Origin of the sequence: Pontibacter virosus (assembly GCF_003096355.1) — a bacterium.
Lineage (GTDB): Bacteria > Bacteroidota > Bacteroidia > Cytophagales > Hymenobacteraceae > Pontibacter > Pontibacter virosus.
Genome location: NZ_QEKI01000020.1, coordinates 32,267 through 51,310, shown reverse-complemented (window position 1 = coordinate 51,310; position 19,044 = coordinate 32,267). Strand labels below are relative to the sequence as shown.

The 19,044-nt window shown below is 51.9% G+C and carries 14 protein-coding genes; 7 read left to right on the top strand and 7 right to left on the bottom strand.

All coding sequences use genetic code 11. The annotated features are described in order from the left end of the window. Positions 1 to 3 precede the first annotated feature (3 nt). Together C8E01_RS19860 and C8E01_RS19855 are read right to left on the bottom strand one after the other, a co-directional pair. On the bottom strand, positions 4 to 1,617 hold the full coding sequence (locus C8E01_RS19860; protein ID WP_116545201.1) for a CTP synthase: 1,614 nt from the start codon (positions 1,615 to 1,617) through the stop codon (positions 4 to 6). 174 nt (positions 1,618 to 1,791) lie between these two features. Continuing rightward, the gene (locus C8E01_RS19855; RefSeq protein WP_116545200.1) at positions 1,792 to 4,299 is read right to left on the bottom strand and encodes a zinc-dependent metalloprotease; all 2,508 of its coding nucleotides are present in this window, start codon (positions 4,297 to 4,299) and stop codon (positions 1,792 to 1,794) included. Between the two features lie 313 nt (positions 4,300 to 4,612). On the opposite strand from C8E01_RS19855, the gene C8E01_RS19850 reads away from it, so the two are divergent. After that, complete coding sequence (locus C8E01_RS19850) at positions 4,613 to 6,232, top strand: tetratricopeptide repeat protein (RefSeq protein ID WP_116545199.1); 1,620 nt, start codon at positions 4,613 to 4,615, stop codon at positions 6,230 to 6,232. A 6-nt stretch (positions 6,233 to 6,238) separates the two neighbouring features. Here C8E01_RS19850 and dinB read toward each other — a convergent pair whose 3' ends face one another. After that, the gene (gene dinB / locus C8E01_RS19845) at positions 6,239 to 7,312 is read right to left on the bottom strand and encodes a DNA polymerase IV (protein WP_116545198.1); all 1,074 of its coding nucleotides are present in this window, start codon (positions 7,310 to 7,312) and stop codon (positions 6,239 to 6,241) included. A gap of 277 nt (positions 7,313 to 7,589) precedes the next feature. Between dinB and cysM the strand changes: the two genes are divergently transcribed. The 3 genes from cysM to C8E01_RS19830 all read left to right on the top strand — a co-directional run bounded on the left by cysM (position 7,590) and on the right by C8E01_RS19830 (position 10,732). Continuing rightward, entirely contained in the window at positions 7,590 to 8,489 is a 900-nt protein-coding gene (gene cysM / locus C8E01_RS19840) for a cysteine synthase CysM (protein ID WP_116545232.1), read from the top strand. 186 nt (positions 8,490 to 8,675) lie between these two features. Then, complete coding sequence (locus C8E01_RS19835; RefSeq protein WP_116545197.1) at positions 8,676 to 9,368, top strand: type 1 glutamine amidotransferase domain-containing protein; 693 nt, start codon at positions 8,676 to 8,678, stop codon at positions 9,366 to 9,368. A gap of 509 nt (positions 9,369 to 9,877) precedes the next feature. After that, on the top strand, positions 9,878 to 10,732 hold the full coding sequence (locus C8E01_RS19830; protein ID WP_116545196.1) for a pirin family protein: 855 nt from the start codon (positions 9,878 to 9,880) through the stop codon (positions 10,730 to 10,732). Between the two features lie 427 nt (positions 10,733 to 11,159). On the opposite strand, the gene C8E01_RS19825 is transcribed toward C8E01_RS19830, so the two are convergent. Further along, positions 11,160 to 12,281, bottom strand: a complete 1,122-nt coding sequence (locus tag C8E01_RS19825) for a pseudouridine synthase (RefSeq protein ID WP_116545195.1) — start codon at positions 12,279 to 12,281, stop codon at positions 11,160 to 11,162. A gap of 143 nt (positions 12,282 to 12,424) precedes the next feature. Further along, on the bottom strand, positions 12,425 to 13,765 hold the full coding sequence (gene brnQ, locus C8E01_RS19820; protein ID WP_116545194.1) for a branched-chain amino acid transport system II carrier protein: 1,341 nt from the start codon (positions 13,763 to 13,765) through the stop codon (positions 12,425 to 12,427). A 300-nt stretch (positions 13,766 to 14,065) separates the two neighbouring features. Here brnQ and C8E01_RS19815 point away from each other — a divergent pair, with 300 nt between their 5' ends. The 3 genes from C8E01_RS19815 to C8E01_RS19805 all read left to right on the top strand — a co-directional run bounded on the left by C8E01_RS19815 (position 14,066) and on the right by C8E01_RS19805 (position 16,031). Further along, entirely contained in the window at positions 14,066 to 14,689 is a 624-nt protein-coding gene (locus C8E01_RS19815; protein ID WP_133242801.1) for a hypothetical protein, read from the top strand. Further along, positions 14,690 to 15,592, top strand: coding sequence for a gliding motility-associated C-terminal domain-containing protein (locus tag C8E01_RS19810; protein ID WP_116545192.1), 903 nt, complete (start codon positions 14,690 to 14,692; stop codon positions 15,590 to 15,592). It abuts the gene before it with no gap. 175 nt (positions 15,593 to 15,767) lie between these two features. Continuing rightward, complete coding sequence (locus C8E01_RS19805; protein WP_116545191.1) at positions 15,768 to 16,031, top strand: hypothetical protein; 264 nt, start codon at positions 15,768 to 15,770, stop codon at positions 16,029 to 16,031. A gap of 82 nt (positions 16,032 to 16,113) precedes the next feature. On the opposite strand, the gene C8E01_RS19800 is transcribed toward C8E01_RS19805, so the two are convergent. Together C8E01_RS19800 and C8E01_RS19795 are read right to left on the bottom strand one after the other, a co-directional pair. After that, entirely contained in the window at positions 16,114 to 16,527 is a 414-nt protein-coding gene (locus C8E01_RS19800; protein ID WP_116545190.1) for an STAS/SEC14 domain-containing protein, read from the bottom strand. Between the two features lie 70 nt (positions 16,528 to 16,597). After that, positions 16,598 to 19,030: a zinc-dependent metalloprotease gene (locus C8E01_RS19795; RefSeq protein WP_116545189.1), complete on the bottom strand. Its 2,433-nt coding sequence runs from the start codon at positions 19,028 to 19,030 to the stop codon at positions 16,598 to 16,600. Positions 19,031 to 19,044 lie beyond the last annotated feature (14 nt).

The window sequence follows — 19,044 nt, the reverse complement described above, 5'->3', positions numbered from 1 at the left end:
CGCTTACTTCGATTTAGTATAATTCATGGCCGCTTTCACAAACTTAACAAAAAGCGGGTGAGGATTAAGCACGGTGCTCTTTAATTCCGGATGGTACTGTGCTGCCACAAACCAAGGGTGATTTTGCAATTCGATCACCTCTACCAGACCTGTTTCCGGGTTTATACCGGTGGCCATCATGCCCGCCTTCTCGTAATCGGCCAAATACTTGTTGTTGAACTCGTAGCGGTGGCGGTGGCGCTCTGAAATTTTGGCCTTGCCGTAAATAGAAAATGCTTTTGAGCCCTTTTTTAGTTCACAGGTATAGGCGCCCAATCGCATCGTGCCCCCCATTTGGGTAATGTTTTTCTGATCCTCCATCATGTCGATGACCGGGAACGGCGTGTTCGGTTCCATTTCGGTGGAAGCGGCATCCTGCAGTCCCAGCACATTGCGGGCAAATTCGACAGCAGCACACTGCATACCCAGGCATATGCCCAGGAACGGTATACCTGCCTCACGCACAAAGCGGATGGCCTCGAGTTTACCTTTAAAGCCGCGCTCTCCAAAGCCAGGGGCCACCAGCACACCGTCCATACCTTTCAGCAGGCTGGCTACGTTTTCGTCGCTGATGTTCTCGGACTGGAACCACTTGATGTTTACTTTGCACTCGTTGGCCGCACCGGCATGCACAAAAGACTCTACAATTGACTTATAAGCATCAGGCAACTCCACATACTTGCCTACAAGGCCAATATTCACTTCGGCGGTCGGGTTCTTGAGACGGCCCAGGAATTCTTTCCAGGTCTCGAGTTCCGGCTCAGCGCGATGTGGCAGTTTCAGTTTGGCGATCACGCGCTCGTCGAGCTTCTCTTTGCGCATCAGCAGCGGCACATCGTATATCGTTTCCGCATCGATCGACTCGATCACGGAGTTTTGCTTCACATTACAGAACAGCGCAATCTTCTTGCGCAGGTCGGCAGGTATATGGTACTCCGAGCGGCAAACCAGAATGTCCGGCTGCACACCGGCCTCCGAGAGGTCGCGTACCGAGTGCTGTGTTGGTTTGGTTTTCAGTTCGCCGGCCGCTTTCAGGTAAGGCACCAGGGTCAGGTGGATCACACAGGTTTCGTGCACACCCAGCTCCCAGCGTAACTGGCGCACGGCTTCAATAAATGGCAAAGACTCGATATCGCCCACGCAACCGCCAATCTCCGTGATCACGATGTCGTACTCGCCGGATTCGCCCAAAAGCAGCATGCGGCGCTTGATCTCGTCTGTGATGTGGGGAATAACCTGTACCGTTTTGCCCAGGTAGGCACCTTCACGCTCCTGCGTAATCACATGGTGGTAAATGCGGCCAGTCGTTACATTGTTGGCCTGCGAGGTAGGTACGTTCAGAAAGCGCTCGTAGTGGCCCAGGTCGAGGTCGGTCTCGGCGCCGTCTTCGGTCACGAAGCATTCGCCATGCTCGTAGGGGTTGAGCGTGCCCGGGTCGATGTTGATATAGGGGTCGAATTTCTGGATTGTTACAGAGAAGCCTCTTGCCTGCAGCAACTTAGCAAGAGAAGCGGAGATGATACCTTTACCAAGTGAGGAGGTAACGCCCCCTGTAACAAAAATATATTTAGCAGCCATAAGTTAGGTTAAACTTTATGGGCTACAAAGGTACAAGATATATTTGATTTTCCGGTACGGAACCCCATTGTTCTGTTTTTTGCATAGGATATCTTAGTTAATATTCAACTGAAACAGCAAATAAAAAGCCCCAGCCAAAGTGGCCGGGGCTTTCGCTATCATAAAACAGGAAAATTAACTTTTCGGGTTCAGGATGTTGTCGATGCGTGCCAGTGCGTCCTGCAAATGGTACTTCGTCATGCTATCCTGCGTCTTTGGCAAAGAGGCTCTGATCTGGTTGCGCAAAGCAGTCAGTTCGCCGCGCACCATCGGGCGGATATCGGACTGGGAAACCTTCACCGTCGTTACGCCTGCAAAAGCACGGGCGCTGGCCGGAACAGAAGGCTGCTCTTCTTTCATCAGGTACTCCATGCGGTCGAGGTAGCCGCGCTGCAGGTTGCGACGGTACATATCCACGTTCTTGCCGCTTCCGATTTCAGACCACACGCCATTGCGCAGGTCAGCCATCATCTCAGGCAAGGTATAGGTTTTGCTTCCCAGTGCCGCCTGCGACTCCAATAGGCGCTGCATACGGCCTGGCTCCAGCACGTTGTTCAGGATGTTCACCTGTGCCGTGCGTACGCGCTCTACTGCGCCTGCCGACTCTATCTTGCGCAGGATGTTCTGGTCCAGCATCCAGGTAGGCGTGGCAAAGCCCTGCTCGTTGAGGAACTTCATGGCGCGCTGCTGCTTTTCTTTCGGTACGGCAGCGTACACGTCACCTTTCTGTTCGTAGGTCTTGTAGTTCTCGTATATACCGCCAATGTTAGCCGTTACGTGTCCCATGTAGCGGTTCCACTGGCCCAGCACCTGGCCATACATCTCCTGCAGGTCGTCGTAATTCTTGTTCTCTTCCTTCGTCCACTCCATCAGGTTTGGCATGATGCGTTTCAGGTTCAGGATGCCGTAGTGGCTGGCCAGCATGGCATCATCACCCAGGTCTTCTGTTTGCGAAGACGGGTCGATCGGGTTGCCTTGCTGACGGCCGAAGCGGTACATCGGGTCGTCTCCTTTTTCCAGGATCCATTGCGACAGCTTGGCTACGTTGTCGTACCCGTTCATCTCCGGGAAGTAAGTGTATCCCCACTTCACAGAATGCTTGTCGTACACGCCTATACCTGGCATGAGGGCGACACCCTTGTCCTCTGGCTGCGCCACGTAGTTGAAACGGGCGTAGTCCATGATAGAAGGGGCGGTGCCCATCTCATTGGTAAACTTGGCATCGCGCAGTTTCTCAACCGGGAAGGCAGCGCTCGAGCCCATGTTGTGCGGCAGACCCAGGGTATGGCCCACTTCGTGCGCCGACACAAAGCGGATCAGCTCGCCCATCACTTCGTCTTTGAACTTAATGCCACGGGCGTCCGGGTTTACGGCGGCCGTTTGCACAAAGTACCAGTTACGGAGCAGGTTCATCACGTTGTGGTACCAGCCGATGTGGCTTTCCAGGATTTCGCCGGAGCGCGGGTCGTGTACGTTCGGGCCGTAAGCGTTCTGCGTCTCAGAAGAGAAGTAGCGGATTACCGAGTAGCGCGCGTCTTCTGTGCTGAACTCCGGATCTTCTTCCGGGGTTGGCGGATCTTTGGCGATGATCGCGTTTTTGAAACCGGCTGCCTCAAAGGCCTTGTTCCAGTCCTCAACGCCCTGCTTCAGGTATGGGCGCCATTTCATTGGTGTAGCCGGGTCGATGTAGTAAACGATAGGCTTAATAGGCTCTACCAACTCACCCCGGGCATAGGCTTCTTTGTCTTTTGGCTCCAGTCTCCAGCGCACGATGTAGCGGCGCTTGGCAGCACGCTGCTCGTCGGTGCCGTAGTCGGTCTGCGATAGCGTGAAGTAACCCACGCGCTCGTCAAAACGACGGGCAGGCATCGGTACCTTTGGCAGCAAGAGCATGGAGTGGTTCAACTCCACGGTGATGGTACCGGCATTGGAGTTGGCAGGCGGATCAGTCGCCTCGTAGGTCATGAGTGAGCGCGCCTCAATGTTGAGCGGGAAGCTCTTGATGCCCTCCACGAAGGAACGCTTGTCATCCAGACGCTTTACCTTATAAGACTCACGCTGGCGCTTGTTCAGACCAAGGGCCTGCACGTCCTTCGAGAAAAAGTCGGTCACTTCCACAACAGAAGTACCGTTGTTAAAGGCTTTTACATCAAAGGCCTGTATAACCGGGGCCAGGTTGGAGTTCTGTACCGAGTGGTAGATTTCCAGCGTGTCACTGGCTACGTTCTGGTAAGAGATCAGGCGCAGCAGAATGCGGTTGCCTTTCTTTTCCCAGCGCAGCATCTGGCGGTTCAGCTCTTCACCGCCATAACCGAGGTTTGTGGCTGTTTTGGCAATACGGCTCACCATCAGCATGTCGCGGTTGAGGAGCGTGTCCGGAATTTCGTAGAAGTATTTTTCGTCGATGCGGTGCACTTTGAAAAGGCCTTCGTCCGTCACGGCATTGGGGGTGATCACGCTGGCGTAGGGCTTTACGCCGCTATCCTCTTTTTTAGTGGCCGGAGTAGCCTGTGTGGTGGTTGCTTCCTGCTTGGCTTTTTTCATCTTCTTTTTTTCCTTGCTCTGCGCAAAGGCAGGCGGTGCTATAAGTGCACCAGCCAGAAGCAGTGTAGCCAGTCGGGCGTAGCGTACATTTTTGCTCATAATGGGGTGAAAGATTGGGTTAGATTTAAGATTAGTGTTTCACAATATACCTGATTAAGGTATCTGATAAAAGACTACGCCACAAAAGAATGGTTTAATCGCTTCAGCCAGCTTATTTTAAATTGGTCTCCCTTATTAGAACAATGCCATAAAAGATAAACATATCACAGCGGAATGAGTAGAAAATAAGATAGGCCGTATTTCTTGTATACCTAACAGACTCCTTCATTATTAAGCATTTAGCAGCTTAACTATTGACGTTCATCGTCCCTGCTTCTGACTCAAATGTATTTCAACAACTGAACGTAAGAGCATGCGAACATCACGTGTTATAGCCATCGCATGGTGCATTGTCTTTGCCATACCTGGTGGGTATAAAGCGACCGCGCAAGGGCATGCCACCAAACATGGTACCGTAAATCTGCAAACTTCCTGTAACGAGGAGGCGCAGCGGCATTTTGACAGCGGGCTCGCACTCATGCACCACATGATGTATGAGCAGGCAGAGCAGGAGTTTGCGGCGGCGGCAGCCATCGCCCCGGACTGCGGCATGGCGCAATGGGGTATTGCCATGAGTTACATCCACCCATTGTGGGGCGAACGCCCTACCGATGACAACCTGCAGAAAGGGCAGGCAGCCGTGGAGCAAGCCCGGCAGCAGAAGAACCTGACAGATAAGGAGAAAGCCTATATCAAAGCCGTCGCCCGGTTTTATGAAAATTGGGGAAGCTCTACCTATGCAGATCAACTGAAAGCCTTTGAGCAAGGGTATAAGCAAGCACATGAAGCCTATCCGGATGAAGTGGAGGCAGCTGCTTTTTATGCGTTGGGCCAGCTTGGCACGGCTCCTAAGACTGACAAAACCTTTGCGAAGCAGAAGGAAGCAGGTGCATTGCTGGAACAACTGCATGCAAAGCACCCAGACCACCCGGGTCTGTTTCACTACATCATCCACGCCTACGACAACCCCTTGCTGGCTCACAAAGCCGTTGAAGTATCGCGGGAGTATGAGCGTATTGCGCCTGACGTGCCGCATGCCCTGCACATGCCAAGCCACATTTTCATTCGCCTGGGGCAGTGGACAGATGCCGTGGATTGGAACATCCGGTCCGCTGATGCCGCGCTGAGGCAGTCTTCTAAAGATGTTGTATCCATGCACTACCCGCACGCGCTGGACTACATGGCCTATGGCTACCTGCAGCAGGGGCGAGACAAGAAAGCGCAGGAGGTAGTCGATAAAATGCAAGCTGTTGCCGGGTATACACCTTCGTTCGCGACAGCCTATGCACTGGCCGCTATACCTGCACGCCATGCGCTAGAACGGGGAAAATGGGCGGAGGCGGCCAGCCTGCCCATACGGTCACCTCAAAATTTTACCTGGTACAATTACCCCGGGGCGGAAGCTATCACCCACTTTGCCCGAGGTATAGGTGGAGCCCGTTCCGGCAATGCTGCGGTGGCAGAAGAGGCTATTGTAGCGCTGGACAAGCTGCGTACACAACTGAGCAGCTCAGGCGACACCTACTGGGCAGCACAAGCCGAAGCCCAGCAAATGGCGGTGCAAGCATGGCTGGCGTATCAAAACGGGGACAAGGAAAAGGGACTGGCTCTGATGCGGGAAGCGGCTGACAAAGAAGATGCGCTGGATAAACATCCGGTGACGCCGGGTGCTGTTGTGCCGGCCCGGGAACTGTTGGGCGACATGCTGCTGCTGAGCAAGAAGCCTGCGGAAGCCATGCTGGCTTATGAAGCCAGTCTGCAGGTATCACCCAAACGCTACAACAGTCTTTACGGGGCAGCCCTCGCTGCTGAAAGAGCCAAAGACAAGCAGAAGGCAAAAAGCTACTACCTGGAACTTCTCGAAACTTCTCCTGAAGCCGACGGCGAACGTGAAAGCTGGGCCCAGGCCAAAAAGTACACAGCCAGGAAGTAAGCGTTTTTAAAACTCCAGGGTCAGCTGGTAGCCTTCCATCTTGTCGTGCTGGTAGAGGAGGGAGGAGGCCGTTATACCTAAAAGCCGCACCGGGTATTGTGGCAGTTGGGGGGTGCGGAGCAGGTCACGGGCGATGGTAAAGATGGCGTCAGCTGACTTGATCTCACCCAGAAAGGTTTTGCTGCGGGTGGTCTGGTTAAAGTCGAAGTACTTGATCTTGACCGTGATGGTCTTGGCTGTGGTCTGCAGCCGTTCCATGTCATGTGCTACTTCCTTGGCCAGTCTTTCCAGCTCCGGGAGCATCACTTCCTCTTCTGTCAGGTCCACTTCAAAGGTACGCTCCGAGCCGATGGACTTGCGGATGCGGTGCGGCTGTACCTCGCGTTCGTCCTGCGCACGGGCAATGCGGTAGTAATAGCGACCTGTCTTGCCGAAGTGCCGCACAAGTTCCTCTTCGCTGCGCTCCCGCAAGTCGGCGCCGGTGAGGATGCCCATGCTCTGTAGTTTGGCCGCTGTTACTTTGCCTATGCCGTAGAATTTCTCGATGGCCAGCGCGGCTACCACTTCCTCGGCTTTATCCGGCGTGATGAGCGTGAAGCCGTTGGGCTTGTTCATGTCCGAGGCGATCTTTGCCAGAAACTTATTGAAAGACACCCCGGCAGAAGCTGTCAATCCGGTTTCCTCCTGAATCTTGGCCCTGATCTCGTTGGCGATGATGGTTGCCGAGGGCATGCCGATCTTGTTTTCTGTCACGTCGAGGTAAGCCTCGTCCAGGGAGAGCGGCTCCACCAGATCAGTATAGGAGTAAAAGATCTCGCGTATCTGGCGTGACACGGCACTGTATACCTCAAAGCGAGGCTTTACGAAGATCAACTGCGGACAGCGCTGGGCTGCGATCTTGGAAGCAAGCGCAGAGTGCACGCCATACCTGCGGGCCTCGTAACTGGCCGCCGCCACCACACCCCTTGCCCGCGAACCACCCACCGCCACGGGTTTTCCGCGCAGCTCCGGGTTGTCGCGTTGCTCCACGGAGGCAAAAAAGGCGTCCATGTCGATGTGAATAATCTTGCGGATAGGCATGGCTACAAAGATAATAGTTTAGGAGTTGGGGAGATTGAGAGTTTAGGAGTTTCTAGCGACTAAATATGGTGACGTTATATACCTGCTCAGGGCAATATATACCACGTGATGCTAATCTGTATTCATTCCCGTTTTACTGGAGCACTTCTCTACGGTAGGACGTGACTTTCCTGTATCATTCATGAAACTGATCCGGGAGAAACTTTATGCCTGATGCCTTCTCCTTTCATTTAGAGGGCAATTCCATTCCGGCACTAAACACGTACAGGTAAAGATGATGAACAGCACAATAAAGACACGGACACTACTGGATTTTATAGGTAATACGCCTTTAGTTGAATTGAAAAACATTTCGCCGAACCCGAATGTGAAACTGTTGGCCAAGCTGGAAGGCCACAACCCAGGCGGCAGTGTGAAGGACCGCGCTGCTTATGGCATGATCAAAGGAGCGCTGGACAGGGGCGAACTTAAAAAAGGTACCCGGCTGATCGAGGCCACCAGCGGCAACACAGGTATAGCCTTGGCCATGATCGCGCAGCTGTTTGGGGTGGAGATTGAGTTGGTGATGCCTGCCAGCGCCACTCCGGAAAGAGTAAAGACCATGGAAGCCTACGGAGCAAAAGTCACCCTGACCCCGGCTGAGGGCTCCATGGAGGCGGCCATCGACTATGTGCGGGAGAAAGAAGCGAAAGGCGGCTACCTGGTACTTAACCAGTTCGGCAACCCGGACAATTACGCCGCACATTACCGCAGCACAGGTCCCGAGATCTGGCACGACACCGAAGGAGCCGTCACACATTTTGTGTCGGCCATGGGTACGACCGGTACCATCATGGGGGTGTCCCGCTATCTGAAAGAGCAAAACCCGGCAGTGCAGATCATCGGCACCCAGCCTGTGGAAGGCTCTCAGATTCCCGGCATCCGACGCTGGCCGGAAGCATACCTGCCCAAAATTTTCGAACGGGAGCGGGTTGATCGCATACTGGACGTTTCGCAGCAGGAGGCAACTGCTATGACCCGCCGACTAGCCCGGGAAGAAGGGGTGTTTGCCGGCATGAGCAGTGGCGGGGCTGTCGCAGCGACTACCCGGCTAATTTCCGAACTGGAAGAGGGTGTAGTGGTCTGTATTATCTGCGACCGCGGAGATCGCTACTTGTCTTCCGAGCTGTTCAGTTAAAACATTGCCTGGCTAAACCAGGTTAAAAAGACTGGCATAGGTATAGAACGAGCCTTGCCTTGATTCATTGAATCGAATATGAAGTACGAAATCACGCTTGCAAAGCTTTACACTTAGGAAGTCTATCGTCCTTTGTTTGAAGTTCTTCTGGTTTAATATTCCACAACCATCTAACCATAAAAAACTATGAAAGTATTATTTGTCCTTACTTCACACGACCAATTAGGCGATACCGGAAAAAAGACCGGTTTTTGGGTAGAGGAATTTGCCGCTCCCTATTACACATTGGCGGATGCCGGTGTAAAAGTGGACCTTGCCTCCCCGAAAGGCGGTCAACCGCCGATCGACCCAAAAAGCACTGAAAAAGATGCGCAAACCGAGGCAACAAGGCGCTTTTATGAAGACGACGACCTGCAGCACAAACTCTCCCGCACCCATAAACTAAGTGAGGTGAAAGCCGACGACTACGATGCTATTTTCTTCCCAGGTGGGCACGGTCCGCTATGGGATCTTTCCGAAGACAAGGATTCAATTCGACTTATCGAGGACTTTGCCAAACAGCAAAAACCTGTAGCGGCCGTTTGCCATGGACCGGCAGCCCTGATGCAGGCCAAAGGCCCTAACGGGGAGCCACTCGTGAAAGGCAAAAATGTGGCTGGCTTTACCAACACTGAAGAAGAAGCCGTGCAGTTAACCAATGTGGTACCCTTCCTGGTAGAAGACCGCTATCAGGAGCTAGGCGGAATTTATTCCAAAGCCGATGACTGGCAGCCCTATGTGGTTACGGACGGGTTGCTGATCACGGGGCAGAACCCAGCCTCTTCTGAACCAGCAGCAGAGGCACTGCTCAAAATGCTCAAAAAAGAGAAGGCGGCTTAGTCTTCCCACAATCCGTATACCTCACTATCAGTGTAGCGTGAAAATCCCACCCAATCTTAAAAAGAAACGGTGGGATTTTTATGTTAAGTAAGCTGTTGTGTAGTTTTTTTGAACCCATAAAGTTGCCACCAATTGTCAGGCTAATAAATTGTGACTTGCAGCATTGATCCAGAGCAGTAGAGCTTAATTGGTGCGAAAAAGATTCTTCCCTAAAGTTCAAGCCTTTTCGTAAGGGAGGGAAGAGGCCAAATCTTCAGGCTATTCTGTTAAGAAAATAGGGCAAAAGGAGTTTAAGCCTTTGCTACTCGCGGGGGTAGTGACCCTCTTTACCAAGATCCTTTAAGGTAGACAAAACGAACTAAATGGTGCTGTCTATAAGGAGATAGTTTTACATGTAGCTGAATAGCGCTGCTATGGAACATACTGCAATCTGTATATGAAACAATCAGGCGTGTGTTAGGGTAATTAATGTATATACATTAATTTGCGAACGATCTAGAATTGACCTTATGCGAAAAATAAAGAAGCTACACAAAGCGGAGCTTGCGCCCATGGGCGACCTGGTAACCTACCGCGCTATACCTACGCGTGATGTAGAGTACATTGACCCTTTTCTTTTCTTAAACCACCACGGTCCGCAGGTATACAAGCCCGGCAACAGGGGATTGCCTTTCGGGCCGCACCCGCACCGTGGTTTCGAAACGCTGACTTTTATTCTGGATGGCGACATCATGCACCAGGACACAGGCGGTGGTAAGGACATTATTGAAGCTGGTGGCGTGCAGTGGATGACGGCAGGCAGCGGCCTGATCCATGCGGAGGTGTCGTCTGATAAGTTCAAGAAGGAGGGAGGTCCATTGGAAATTCTGCAGCTTTGGTTCAACCTGCCTGCCCGGCATAAGATGACCGCGCCCAAGTACATTGGCCTGCAAAAAGACAAGATTCCGGTAGTGGAATTGGATAACGGCAATGTGCGTGTCAATGTCATTTCAGGCAGTTGGGGGGAAGTGGAGGCGCCTATACAGAACCTAAGCGACATCCACATCGTGAGCATCGAGCTGCAGAAAGGCGGAGAGTTTGTCTATAACGTACCATCTGAACGCAACATCTTCTTTTATGTGGTGCGCGGCACTGTCAAAGTAAACGGACAGCTGGCTGAAAAACTTACCTTAGTCGAATTTGGAAACGAAGGCAAGGAAGTGAAAGTCGAAGCGACCGAGAACGCCTTTATTCTGTTTGGGCACGCCCAGCCGTTCAACGAACCCGTAGTATCACACGGACCCTTTGTGATGAACACCGAAGAGGAGATACGTGAAGCTTTCCGAGATTATCAGATGGGTAAAATGGGAAACTGGGAAGGATAGAAGTTTGAGAGTTTATGAGTTGAGGGGTTTTAGAGTTGAAATGTACCGACGATACATCTTAACGTCATTTCCTCTGTAATGCCTTTTGTTTAGTGACAGTTCGCGCCCCAATACCATTAACTTAAGAAATTAGGAAAAGCTGATTCGGATCTTTCTATCCGAATCTAATCTGTTGTGGGTCTCCTGACCGCGAATGCCGGTATACGGGGATTAGGAAATCCCCAGCAGTTGGGGGCAGGGGCCCTCTATTGCGCTTTCGAATTCATAAATTCGAAAGCGCATATATTTAGGTTGACGGCATTGGGTCATAACCTTTCCAATGGTGAATCAAATTTCCATTAGCGACAGCACATCATAAAAAAGCGCTCTTTCCTGAATAGGAAAGAGCGCTTTTAGGTATAGGATTGGCTTAATAACCTAACGTTCATTACCTGCCTCGCTTCGGACCACCGCCTTTAGGTGCATCCCCACGTTTGCCGCCACTTTTCGGAGCTGCACTTCTGCCGGATGCTGATTTCGGAGCACTTTTAAAGTCACCCCCGCGTGAACTTTTGGCCGGGCTGCCAGTAACGTCTCTGGGAGTGCCCGTTTTTTTAAAACCATCTCTGGAAGTGTCTGTTCTTCTGGGACCGTCGCTTCCTCTGGTTGAGGATTTGGTTGCTGGTGATCCAGGTCTGCCACTTCTTGCCGGACCCTTGCCCGCGCCGCTTCTGGAAGGTGCATCCGGCGCTTCGCCTTTAAAATAGGAACTTCCAGCACTACTTTTGGTGCCAGTGCGCTCGCCACGTGCCGGTCTGTCATAGCTACTTTCTGATGCTTTTCGGCTGGATGTTCCTTTACCGCCAGGTACCAGGCTGGTCAGGCTCTTCACCTCCTGCGGGGTTAGAACACGCCAGTGGCCGGAGGGTAATTTGACCAATGAAAACTCACCGAAACGAACGCGCTGCAGGTGTACTACCTTGTATCCGAGGCTTTCGCACATGCGCTTCAGGTAGTGGTCAGTGCCCGGCTTTAGTATAATGCGGAAACGTGTCTGGGTTTCTTTCGATACGGAGTTATTTACCCGTTCTTCGCCAGGTATAGGAGCGCCGCCGCCACTTATCTTCTGAAGGAAATCTGCCGTAATCATCTTGTCCACGGTCACGACATACTCTTTCTCAAACTTATTGTCGGCACGCTTTACACCACGCACGAAATCGCCGTCGTTGCTCAGGAAAATGATACCCTCTGCCTCGCGCTCCAGCATGGCGGTTGGCTCGAGCGTAGCCGGGAAATTGATGGCCCGCACTACATTGTCGCGCACGGCCATATCGGAGGTAGCCGACATGTTGGCCGGTTTGTTGAAGATCAGGTATACGGGCTGTTCCTGTTTCACGCGCAGCATCTCATCGTCGATGCGCACCTTGTCCTTGGGCGTCACTTTCATGCCGGGGTCGTTCGGGATCTTCCCGTTCACCGTCACGCGGCCCTGTTCTATCAGCTCGTCTGCATCGCGACGGGAGCAAAAACCCGAGTCGCTGATGAATTTATTCAGTCTTTTTGGTTCCATGTTGTTCGAGGCGTTCGTGTAAGCTCTAATCGACACACGTTTCTACGCCAAATCTTTAAGAAGAAGCAAAATTACGGGAAATTATAGGTTTACCTACTTCTTTAGACTAACCAAAAGATTTCTGGAGTATCAGAACAAAAGCACTATTCGTTTTCGAGGGCGTAAGTAGCCTGGCGCATGGAAACAACAAAGCCGATCGCAGCACCTACCAACGCTGGAATAACCCAGCCCATGCCAAGGCTGTAAAACGGAAGGTAGGTAGCGAACAGCTTGCTGATACCCAACTCAAAGCCTGCAGCGCTCAGCCCTTCTACTATACTCACAATACCCGTTAGCAGCACAGACCAGGTATAAACGGCGTTTCTGTTGCGGAGCAGAGGCCCGAATAAGGTCAGGGCGATCAGAACGATCACGATGGGGTAGATGCCCACTAACACAGGTATAGAAAAAGATATGATTTGCGTCAGACCCACATTCGAGATGAGGGCACTTATCAGCGTCAGGCCCAACACATACTTTTTGTAAGAGATGGAAGGGCGCAGCTTGTTAAAATAACTGGCGCAGGCCACCACTAGTCCGATGCTGGTGGTAAGGCAGGCGAAGATAATGGCAACACTCAGGATCAGGCTACCCGATACCCCAAACTGCAGATTAGAGATCTGGCTGATAATGAGCCCTCCGTTTTCCAGATGACCGAGTGTCTGCACACTGGTAGCGCCCGAGTAAGCTAGCCCAACATACACCAGACCCAAACCTGCAGCCGCAATCAGGCCTGCTGTGGTGCATACCTTTGCAATTTGCCCCGGACTATCGACTCCCTTCGAGCGGATAGCGTTAATCACGATCAGACCGAAAATAAAAGAACCGATCGTGTCCATGGTCAGGTAGCCTTCCTGAAAGCCTTTAAAGAAAGGAGCGGCCTCGTACGATGCCAGCGGAGCCGTCACCTCACCGAGCGGCGAGAAAATGTTTTTTGCCAGCAGGACGGTCAGGATGATCAGCAGTACGGGTGTTAGGATTTTTCCGATGGTGTCTACCACCTTGCCGGGGTTCAACGCTAACTTGTAAGTAACCGAAAAGAATACAATAGAATACAGTACCATGCCCCAGGGAGATGTCTTCAGACCCTCTGATAGAAAAGGCGCAATGCCTATTTCGTAAGATACTGTTCCGGTACGGGGCACCGCAAACAGAGGACCGATGGTCAGGTAGATGATAACCGGAAACAGAAGTCCAAACAGTGGGTGTACCTTGGCCGAGATAGATTGGACGTCTTCGTTTTTAGACATACCAATCGCAATAACGCCCAGCAGGGGGAGCCCCACACCCGTCATCAAAAAGCCAATAATGGCAGGTATAAGTTCTGTGCCAGCGGCCTGGCCCAGTGACAGCGGAAAAATGAGATTGCCGGCGCCAAAGAAAATAGCGAACAGCATTAAACCAATGAAGAATGTTTCTTTAAAAGAAATGGTACTTACTTTCACGATATTGGATGCTCGGTGAGAGGATGTATTTAATTGTATTGCAAGTAAATATCCAATCCGTCAAAATCCTACATTTATCTTGTGTTTAGTGTCAATACATCTCATACCTGCTTTTATAAATCACAAAAGACAAGGCTTGGGAATTTTATTCTATATTCAAAGCTGCAAATATAACAATGCAATGACAGGTAAATTTTTTGTACTTAACTTTATATGAATAGAATTTTACTAGCAGTCCTAATCTTTTTCTATACACATAATCTACAAGCGCAAATCCAGTGGGGCCACCAGATTGGGACAATGGGGAGGAATGCTGTTGAGAACCACATCGTCGACAAAGACGGCAACATCATCTCGGTAGGTCATTTTGAGGGAACCATCACCATTGGAAGCCACATGCTAACCAGTATGGGAAGCACCGATATGTTTATGTACAAGTCAAACCCAGCGGGGCAAGTGCTTTGGGCAAAAGCCATGGGTGGCACACAATCAGATGGTTCTATTGGTGTGGCGACAGATAAGTTTGGCAACCTATACGTGGGTGGTGTATTTATCGAGGAGCTGGTTGTAGATGGCAAAGTCGTAATGGAGGGCGAAGGAATATTCAATACGTTCATCGGCAAGTTTGATACGAACGGAAAGCTACTTTGGTCCAAAGGGGTGCTCACCAGGGAGCGCTACGCCTCAGCTGAGATAAAGGGTGTTTTCACGGCAAGCCCGGAAGGGGAGGTGGTGTTACCAGTGCAGTTCTGGGGCGCAGTTCAGCTCGATAACCAACAATACACAAGTCAGAACCCGAGGGGAAATGATCTGCTTCTGATCAAATTATCTTCAGCAGGTCAGGTGATGTTTGTTTCCCGATCCTACCACGAAGGCAGTGTCTACCCCCGCGAAGTAAAGTTGGATGCGGCTGGGAATGTGTAGATGACGGGCGCTTACACCGGTAGGTACAAAATAGCAGGTCTCAGTATCGCAACAGGCCCCGAATCCCATGATGACATTTTTGTTGCAAAGCTTGACAAGCAGGGACGCCCGCTCTGGCTCAAAGGCTTCAATAATGCTGTTGGGCTGTTGAGTAGTACAGGCACTAGCCTGGAGGTAGATCCCAAAACAAAGAACATCTACCTAACGGGCTTCTTCAAGGGCAGGGTTGATTTTGATGGCATTATACTAGAAGAAACAGGCATGGTTGAATTTTCGGGAGTGCCAGCGGATATTTTTCTGGCCAGCCTGACTGAAAATGGTACCGTGGTCTGGGCCAGGAGCTACGGAGAGGAGGGGCATGACCTGGGCTGGGATTTAAAACTGCTGCCCTCCAGTGGTCTTGTACTGGCAGGAGCCTGGAATTTCATGCCTTTTGTGCAGTATTTTGACCTGGCAGGAAATCCGGGAGAGCGCATTCACCTCATTGCCGGTGGGGTAACTGAAAATATAACGCTTGCTGGGAATGGCGCTTTCTACATCTCCGGGGAATTTTGGGGATTTCTCCAGGCTGAACATATTAACTGGAATACCCGGGGAGACATCAACGGCTTCCTGATAAAATTTGATCCATGCGCTTCTAAAATCACGGTCCCAGGCAGCACCTTCAAATCCTATAATGTAATCACACCAAATGGAGACGGCAAGAACGAATACTTTGTGCTCGACCCGGCCCTGGCGGGAGCAAAACTGCAAATTTACAACAGGTGGGGGAGCAAAGTCTTCGACAGCAAACACTATGAGAATGACTGGAACGGGAATGGCCTTCCGGAAGCTGTTTACCATTGGGTTGCCTCTCACGGCTGCGCCGGAACTTTGAAAGGCACCGTTACGATCATCCGGTAAACGCTCTGCGGATTTAGCAGGGGCTTCACTTAAATTAATTAACTACAAGAACTAGCTGATTATGTGCAGCTTATTTTTCTCTGAAGACCAGTCCGTATACCTGCGCAGTTTAGGTTTGAAACCATTTTAGCCCGCTCAGACTTATATAAGCAAATACCCGAAGCAACCACTCACTATGCTGGAATACTCCATGTTCGAAAGGCTCCCTTACCGGAGCCAGCGCGAAGCCCTGAAAAAAGAAGGCACGCTCATCGCGCGACGCCAGGTAAACGGGTATACGATCCTGCTATACGTCATAGGACATACCTTTGTGGAGGTATGGACGGGCACGGAAGCTGAGGTGGTGAGTACGTTCAAGAAAACGGCCGATGCACTTGCCGTTCTTGAACCCTATGCAAACGAAGTGGATATCCGACAACTGATCGACACGCTGTACTAAATTGCTTTCTCATATAAAAACCCGTCTGGGGCAGATAGCTATACCTGCTCCAGACGGGTTTTTTTGTGTTCGTAAGGACTGTTTATTTTTTTAGGGAGTACTGTCTGAGCCATTCCTCTGCAGAGTTTTTGTCGTCAAATACTTTAACTGAAAACGCTTTCAGGTTGATATAGAAAGTAGAGGCGGTTGACTCAGCAAATGTTTCCGGGGTCGTGATCATGGCAAAATGCTTCAGTCCGGCACGGGCAGCACGCGGGCTCCAGTCGTTAAGCACCCATTGAAGCGAGTGGTCCCATCCGCCAATGATCAGCCGCGTATCGTTCAGCACGCAGGTATAACCAGCTTCGGCTAGTGCATCGGTATAGGCTTGCGCGCCCGTTTTAACATTTTCTTCAGTCAAATAGCCCATCCAGTTCACATGCACCCATCTGTTTTTGGCGTCTACCTGTATGGTAAGGTATGTCCGGCCAAAAGGGTTTTTCAAGTCGAGTTTCATACGTTACAAGCAAAGCAGCTCTATTGCAAACAAATCGCAATACCCTGACAATAGTTGGTTTATGTCTGAATCAGTCACACCCGAATGTGCCATCTCCGATGGGAGCTCCTGGGGGCAGACTCAGTACTTTCGTTGGTTTTACTTCTTCAGGTTTTTCCATACGAGCCAATGCGAAATCCAGATGCGCTTTGTACCCGGCATCGCGTGTGCGCTTAGCCTGACTGGTGACATGCTGCCTGATGTCGGCAAGCGCGCTGGTGGCAATGGCACGCGCCTGGTAAGAGGCGTTTTCGTCCTGCGCCAGGGCCATCAGATGGGTCAGCACCACCTGCTCCGTCTGCAACTGTACCTGACCGGCCAGTCCGTCCTGGCGTCTGCTTTTCCAGGTCTGCTCAATCAACTGGCCAGTGACATCCTGCAGACTGAGCGTATTGTGACGGGCGCCAAACTCCACCAAACGTGATGCGCGATCCGGATGCAATAGGAAGGATAGCGAGAACTCTGTAGAAGCCTGCGCCGCCGCCAGCGGATCGAAAGTGAGACCGGTTCTTTTTGAGAAAAGCTCCCGGTTATTGCCCAAACCCGGCGCGCGAGGTGGTATCAGGGTAATGATGTGCTCGGGTAGGGTGAGCACATCTGGTGAGATCGTTCGGAGCATGGCCTCAAGGGCTTTCTGCTGTTCCCTTTTATCGAGCACTTCAGTTACCAATTGCTTGTCGCCGCGCAGGGCGTAGGTATAGCGCATGCCCCCAATGAGCTTGGCAGCCGCTTCGGTCTGGTAACGGTGGAAGTTGTAGATAGGTACCAGCACATCTTCCAGCGTGCTCATCGGCGCGTTGGCTTTTATGTTCTTTTCTGAGAAGTTCTGCAGGGCTTTGCGGCGCACATCCAGCACGCGCAGCAGCTCATCGGTCGCATTCGTGCCGTTGTCCCACAAGTGGGCGGTAGGATGGGCACCACCGGGAGCGCGGGCGTCTGTGTCAGAAATGAAAGTCAAGCCTTGGGCGAGACCCTGTGCAAGCAGCTCATCCAACGCTTTCTTTTCGTCGGTGCCTTTCGGGAAGTGCTGATATCCATACGTTACGGCTAATTTGTCCCAATCACCGATGCTGGTTCCATAGGCATTGCTAATGTTGATGTTGCCAGCTCGATCCAGCTGTATCTGTGGGTGCGGGTAGTCCATTACAGAGGCATTGTTGTTGGCGTCGTAGTTGTGCATGATGCCCAGGGTATGACCCAGTTCGTGCGCTGATAACTGCCTGATGCGGGCGAGTGCCATCTCCATCATGGCTTTGTTCTCCGGTTTGCCGTCTTCATAAGGTGCGAGCAGACCTTCGGCGATCAAATAGTCCTGTCGTACGCGCAAAGAGCCCAGCGACACGTGCCCTTTGATGATCTCACCGGTGCGCGGGTCCATCACAGAGGCGCCGTAAGACCAGCCGCGGGTGCTGCGGTGCACCCACTGGATCATGTTGTAGCGCACGTCCATTGGGTCGGCGGTGTCAGGCAACACCTCCACGCGGAAGGCGTCCTTATACCCGGCAGCTTCAAAAGCCTGGTTCCACCAGCGGGCGCCGTCCAGCAGGGCGGAGCGGATCGGTTCTGGCGCGCCGTTGTCTACATAATACACGATCGGCTTCACGGCTTCCGATACCTTCGCCGAAGGATTTTTCTTCTGCAGGCGGTGGCGGGCGATGTAGCGCTTTTCAATGTTTTCGTTTACCGGTGTGGCGTAGTCGAAGTAGGAGATGCCAAAGTAGCCGGCTCGCGGATCGGCCTCGCGCGGGGTATAGTTGTTGTCCGGCAGTTCGATAAAAGAATGGTGCTGGCGCAGGGTGACGGCCTGCGGGTTGGGTGCCACGCTGCGCACGATAAAGCCACCATTGTCGCTGGTAAAAGTAAGCGTCGATTCGAACTCAGTGTTCTTCGGGAAGTTTTTGGTCCGCGGCAGGTATAGCGCAGAGCGACTGGCATCGAGGCGGTAAGTGCCCTGGCCCGCCCGCCGGATGCTTCCAATCACATCGTGGGCATCCTGCAGGAGGAAATCGGTTGCGTCTACCAGCACCCGCTTTCCATCGGCAGCTTCGACTTTAAAACCCCAAAGCACCGACTGGGCAAAAGATTCCTCCACAGCCCGGGCCTCGTTTTGATTGTCTGTGATGGCTCTGTAGCGTAGGTTCGGCTGCACGAGCAGTATTTTGGGCCCTACTTTTTTGAAGGACACAATGCGCTGGCCACCCAGCTGCCCGCGATCAAGCCCGATGTCGTTGGAGCCGAGCCCGCCCGGCAGGGAGTTCACGTACAGGAAATCATGATCCAGCTTGTCGATCTCGAGCCATATTTTACCGCTTTGCTCGTCCCAGTAGAACGGGAAAAAGCCATTGAATTTCTTCATGCCGGCTGTTTTGGAGGCAATGCTGGGCAGTGTTTGAGCGGCGGCACTCCCAAGTGCTAAAAGCGGGAGGAGCAATAAGAGCAGCAGTTTCTTACAGGTCAATGTCATAGAGTCAGGTATAG

Bases quoted from the DNA above. Each gene is read 5' to 3' on its own strand.
- C8E01_RS19860 (WP_116545201.1), bottom strand. From the start codon at position 1,617: ATGGCTGCTAAATATATTTTTGTTACAGGGGGCGTTACCTCCTCACTT.
- C8E01_RS19855 (WP_116545200.1), bottom strand. From the start codon at position 4,299: ATGAGCAAAAATGTACGCTACGCCCGACTGGCTACACTGCTTCTGGCT.
- C8E01_RS19850 (WP_116545199.1), top strand. From the start codon at position 4,613: ATGCGAACATCACGTGTTATAGCCATCGCATGGTGCATTGTCTTTGCC.
- dinB (WP_116545198.1), bottom strand. From the start codon at position 7,312: ATGCCTATCCGCAAGATTATTCACATCGACATGGACGCCTTTTTTGCC.
- cysM (WP_116545232.1), top strand. From the start codon at position 7,590: ATGAACAGCACAATAAAGACACGGACACTACTGGATTTTATAGGTAAT.
- C8E01_RS19835 (WP_116545197.1), top strand. From the start codon at position 8,676: ATGAAAGTATTATTTGTCCTTACTTCACACGACCAATTAGGCGATACC.
- C8E01_RS19830 (WP_116545196.1), top strand. From the start codon at position 9,878: ATGCGAAAAATAAAGAAGCTACACAAAGCGGAGCTTGCGCCCATGGGC.
- C8E01_RS19825 (WP_116545195.1), bottom strand. From the start codon at position 12,281: ATGGAACCAAAAAGACTGAATAAATTCATCAGCGACTCGGGTTTTTGC.
- C8E01_RS19815 (WP_133242801.1), top strand. From the start codon at position 14,066: ATGGGGAGGAATGCTGTTGAGAACCACATCGTCGACAAAGACGGCAAC.
- C8E01_RS19810 (WP_116545192.1), top strand. From the start codon at position 14,690: ATGACGGGCGCTTACACCGGTAGGTACAAAATAGCAGGTCTCAGTATC.
- C8E01_RS19805 (WP_116545191.1), top strand. From the start codon at position 15,768: ATGCTGGAATACTCCATGTTCGAAAGGCTCCCTTACCGGAGCCAGCGC.
- C8E01_RS19800 (WP_116545190.1), bottom strand. From the start codon at position 16,527: ATGAAACTCGACTTGAAAAACCCTTTTGGCCGGACATACCTTACCATA.
- C8E01_RS19795 (WP_116545189.1), bottom strand. From the start codon at position 19,030: ATGACATTGACCTGTAAGAAACTGCTGCTCTTATTGCTCCTCCCGCTT.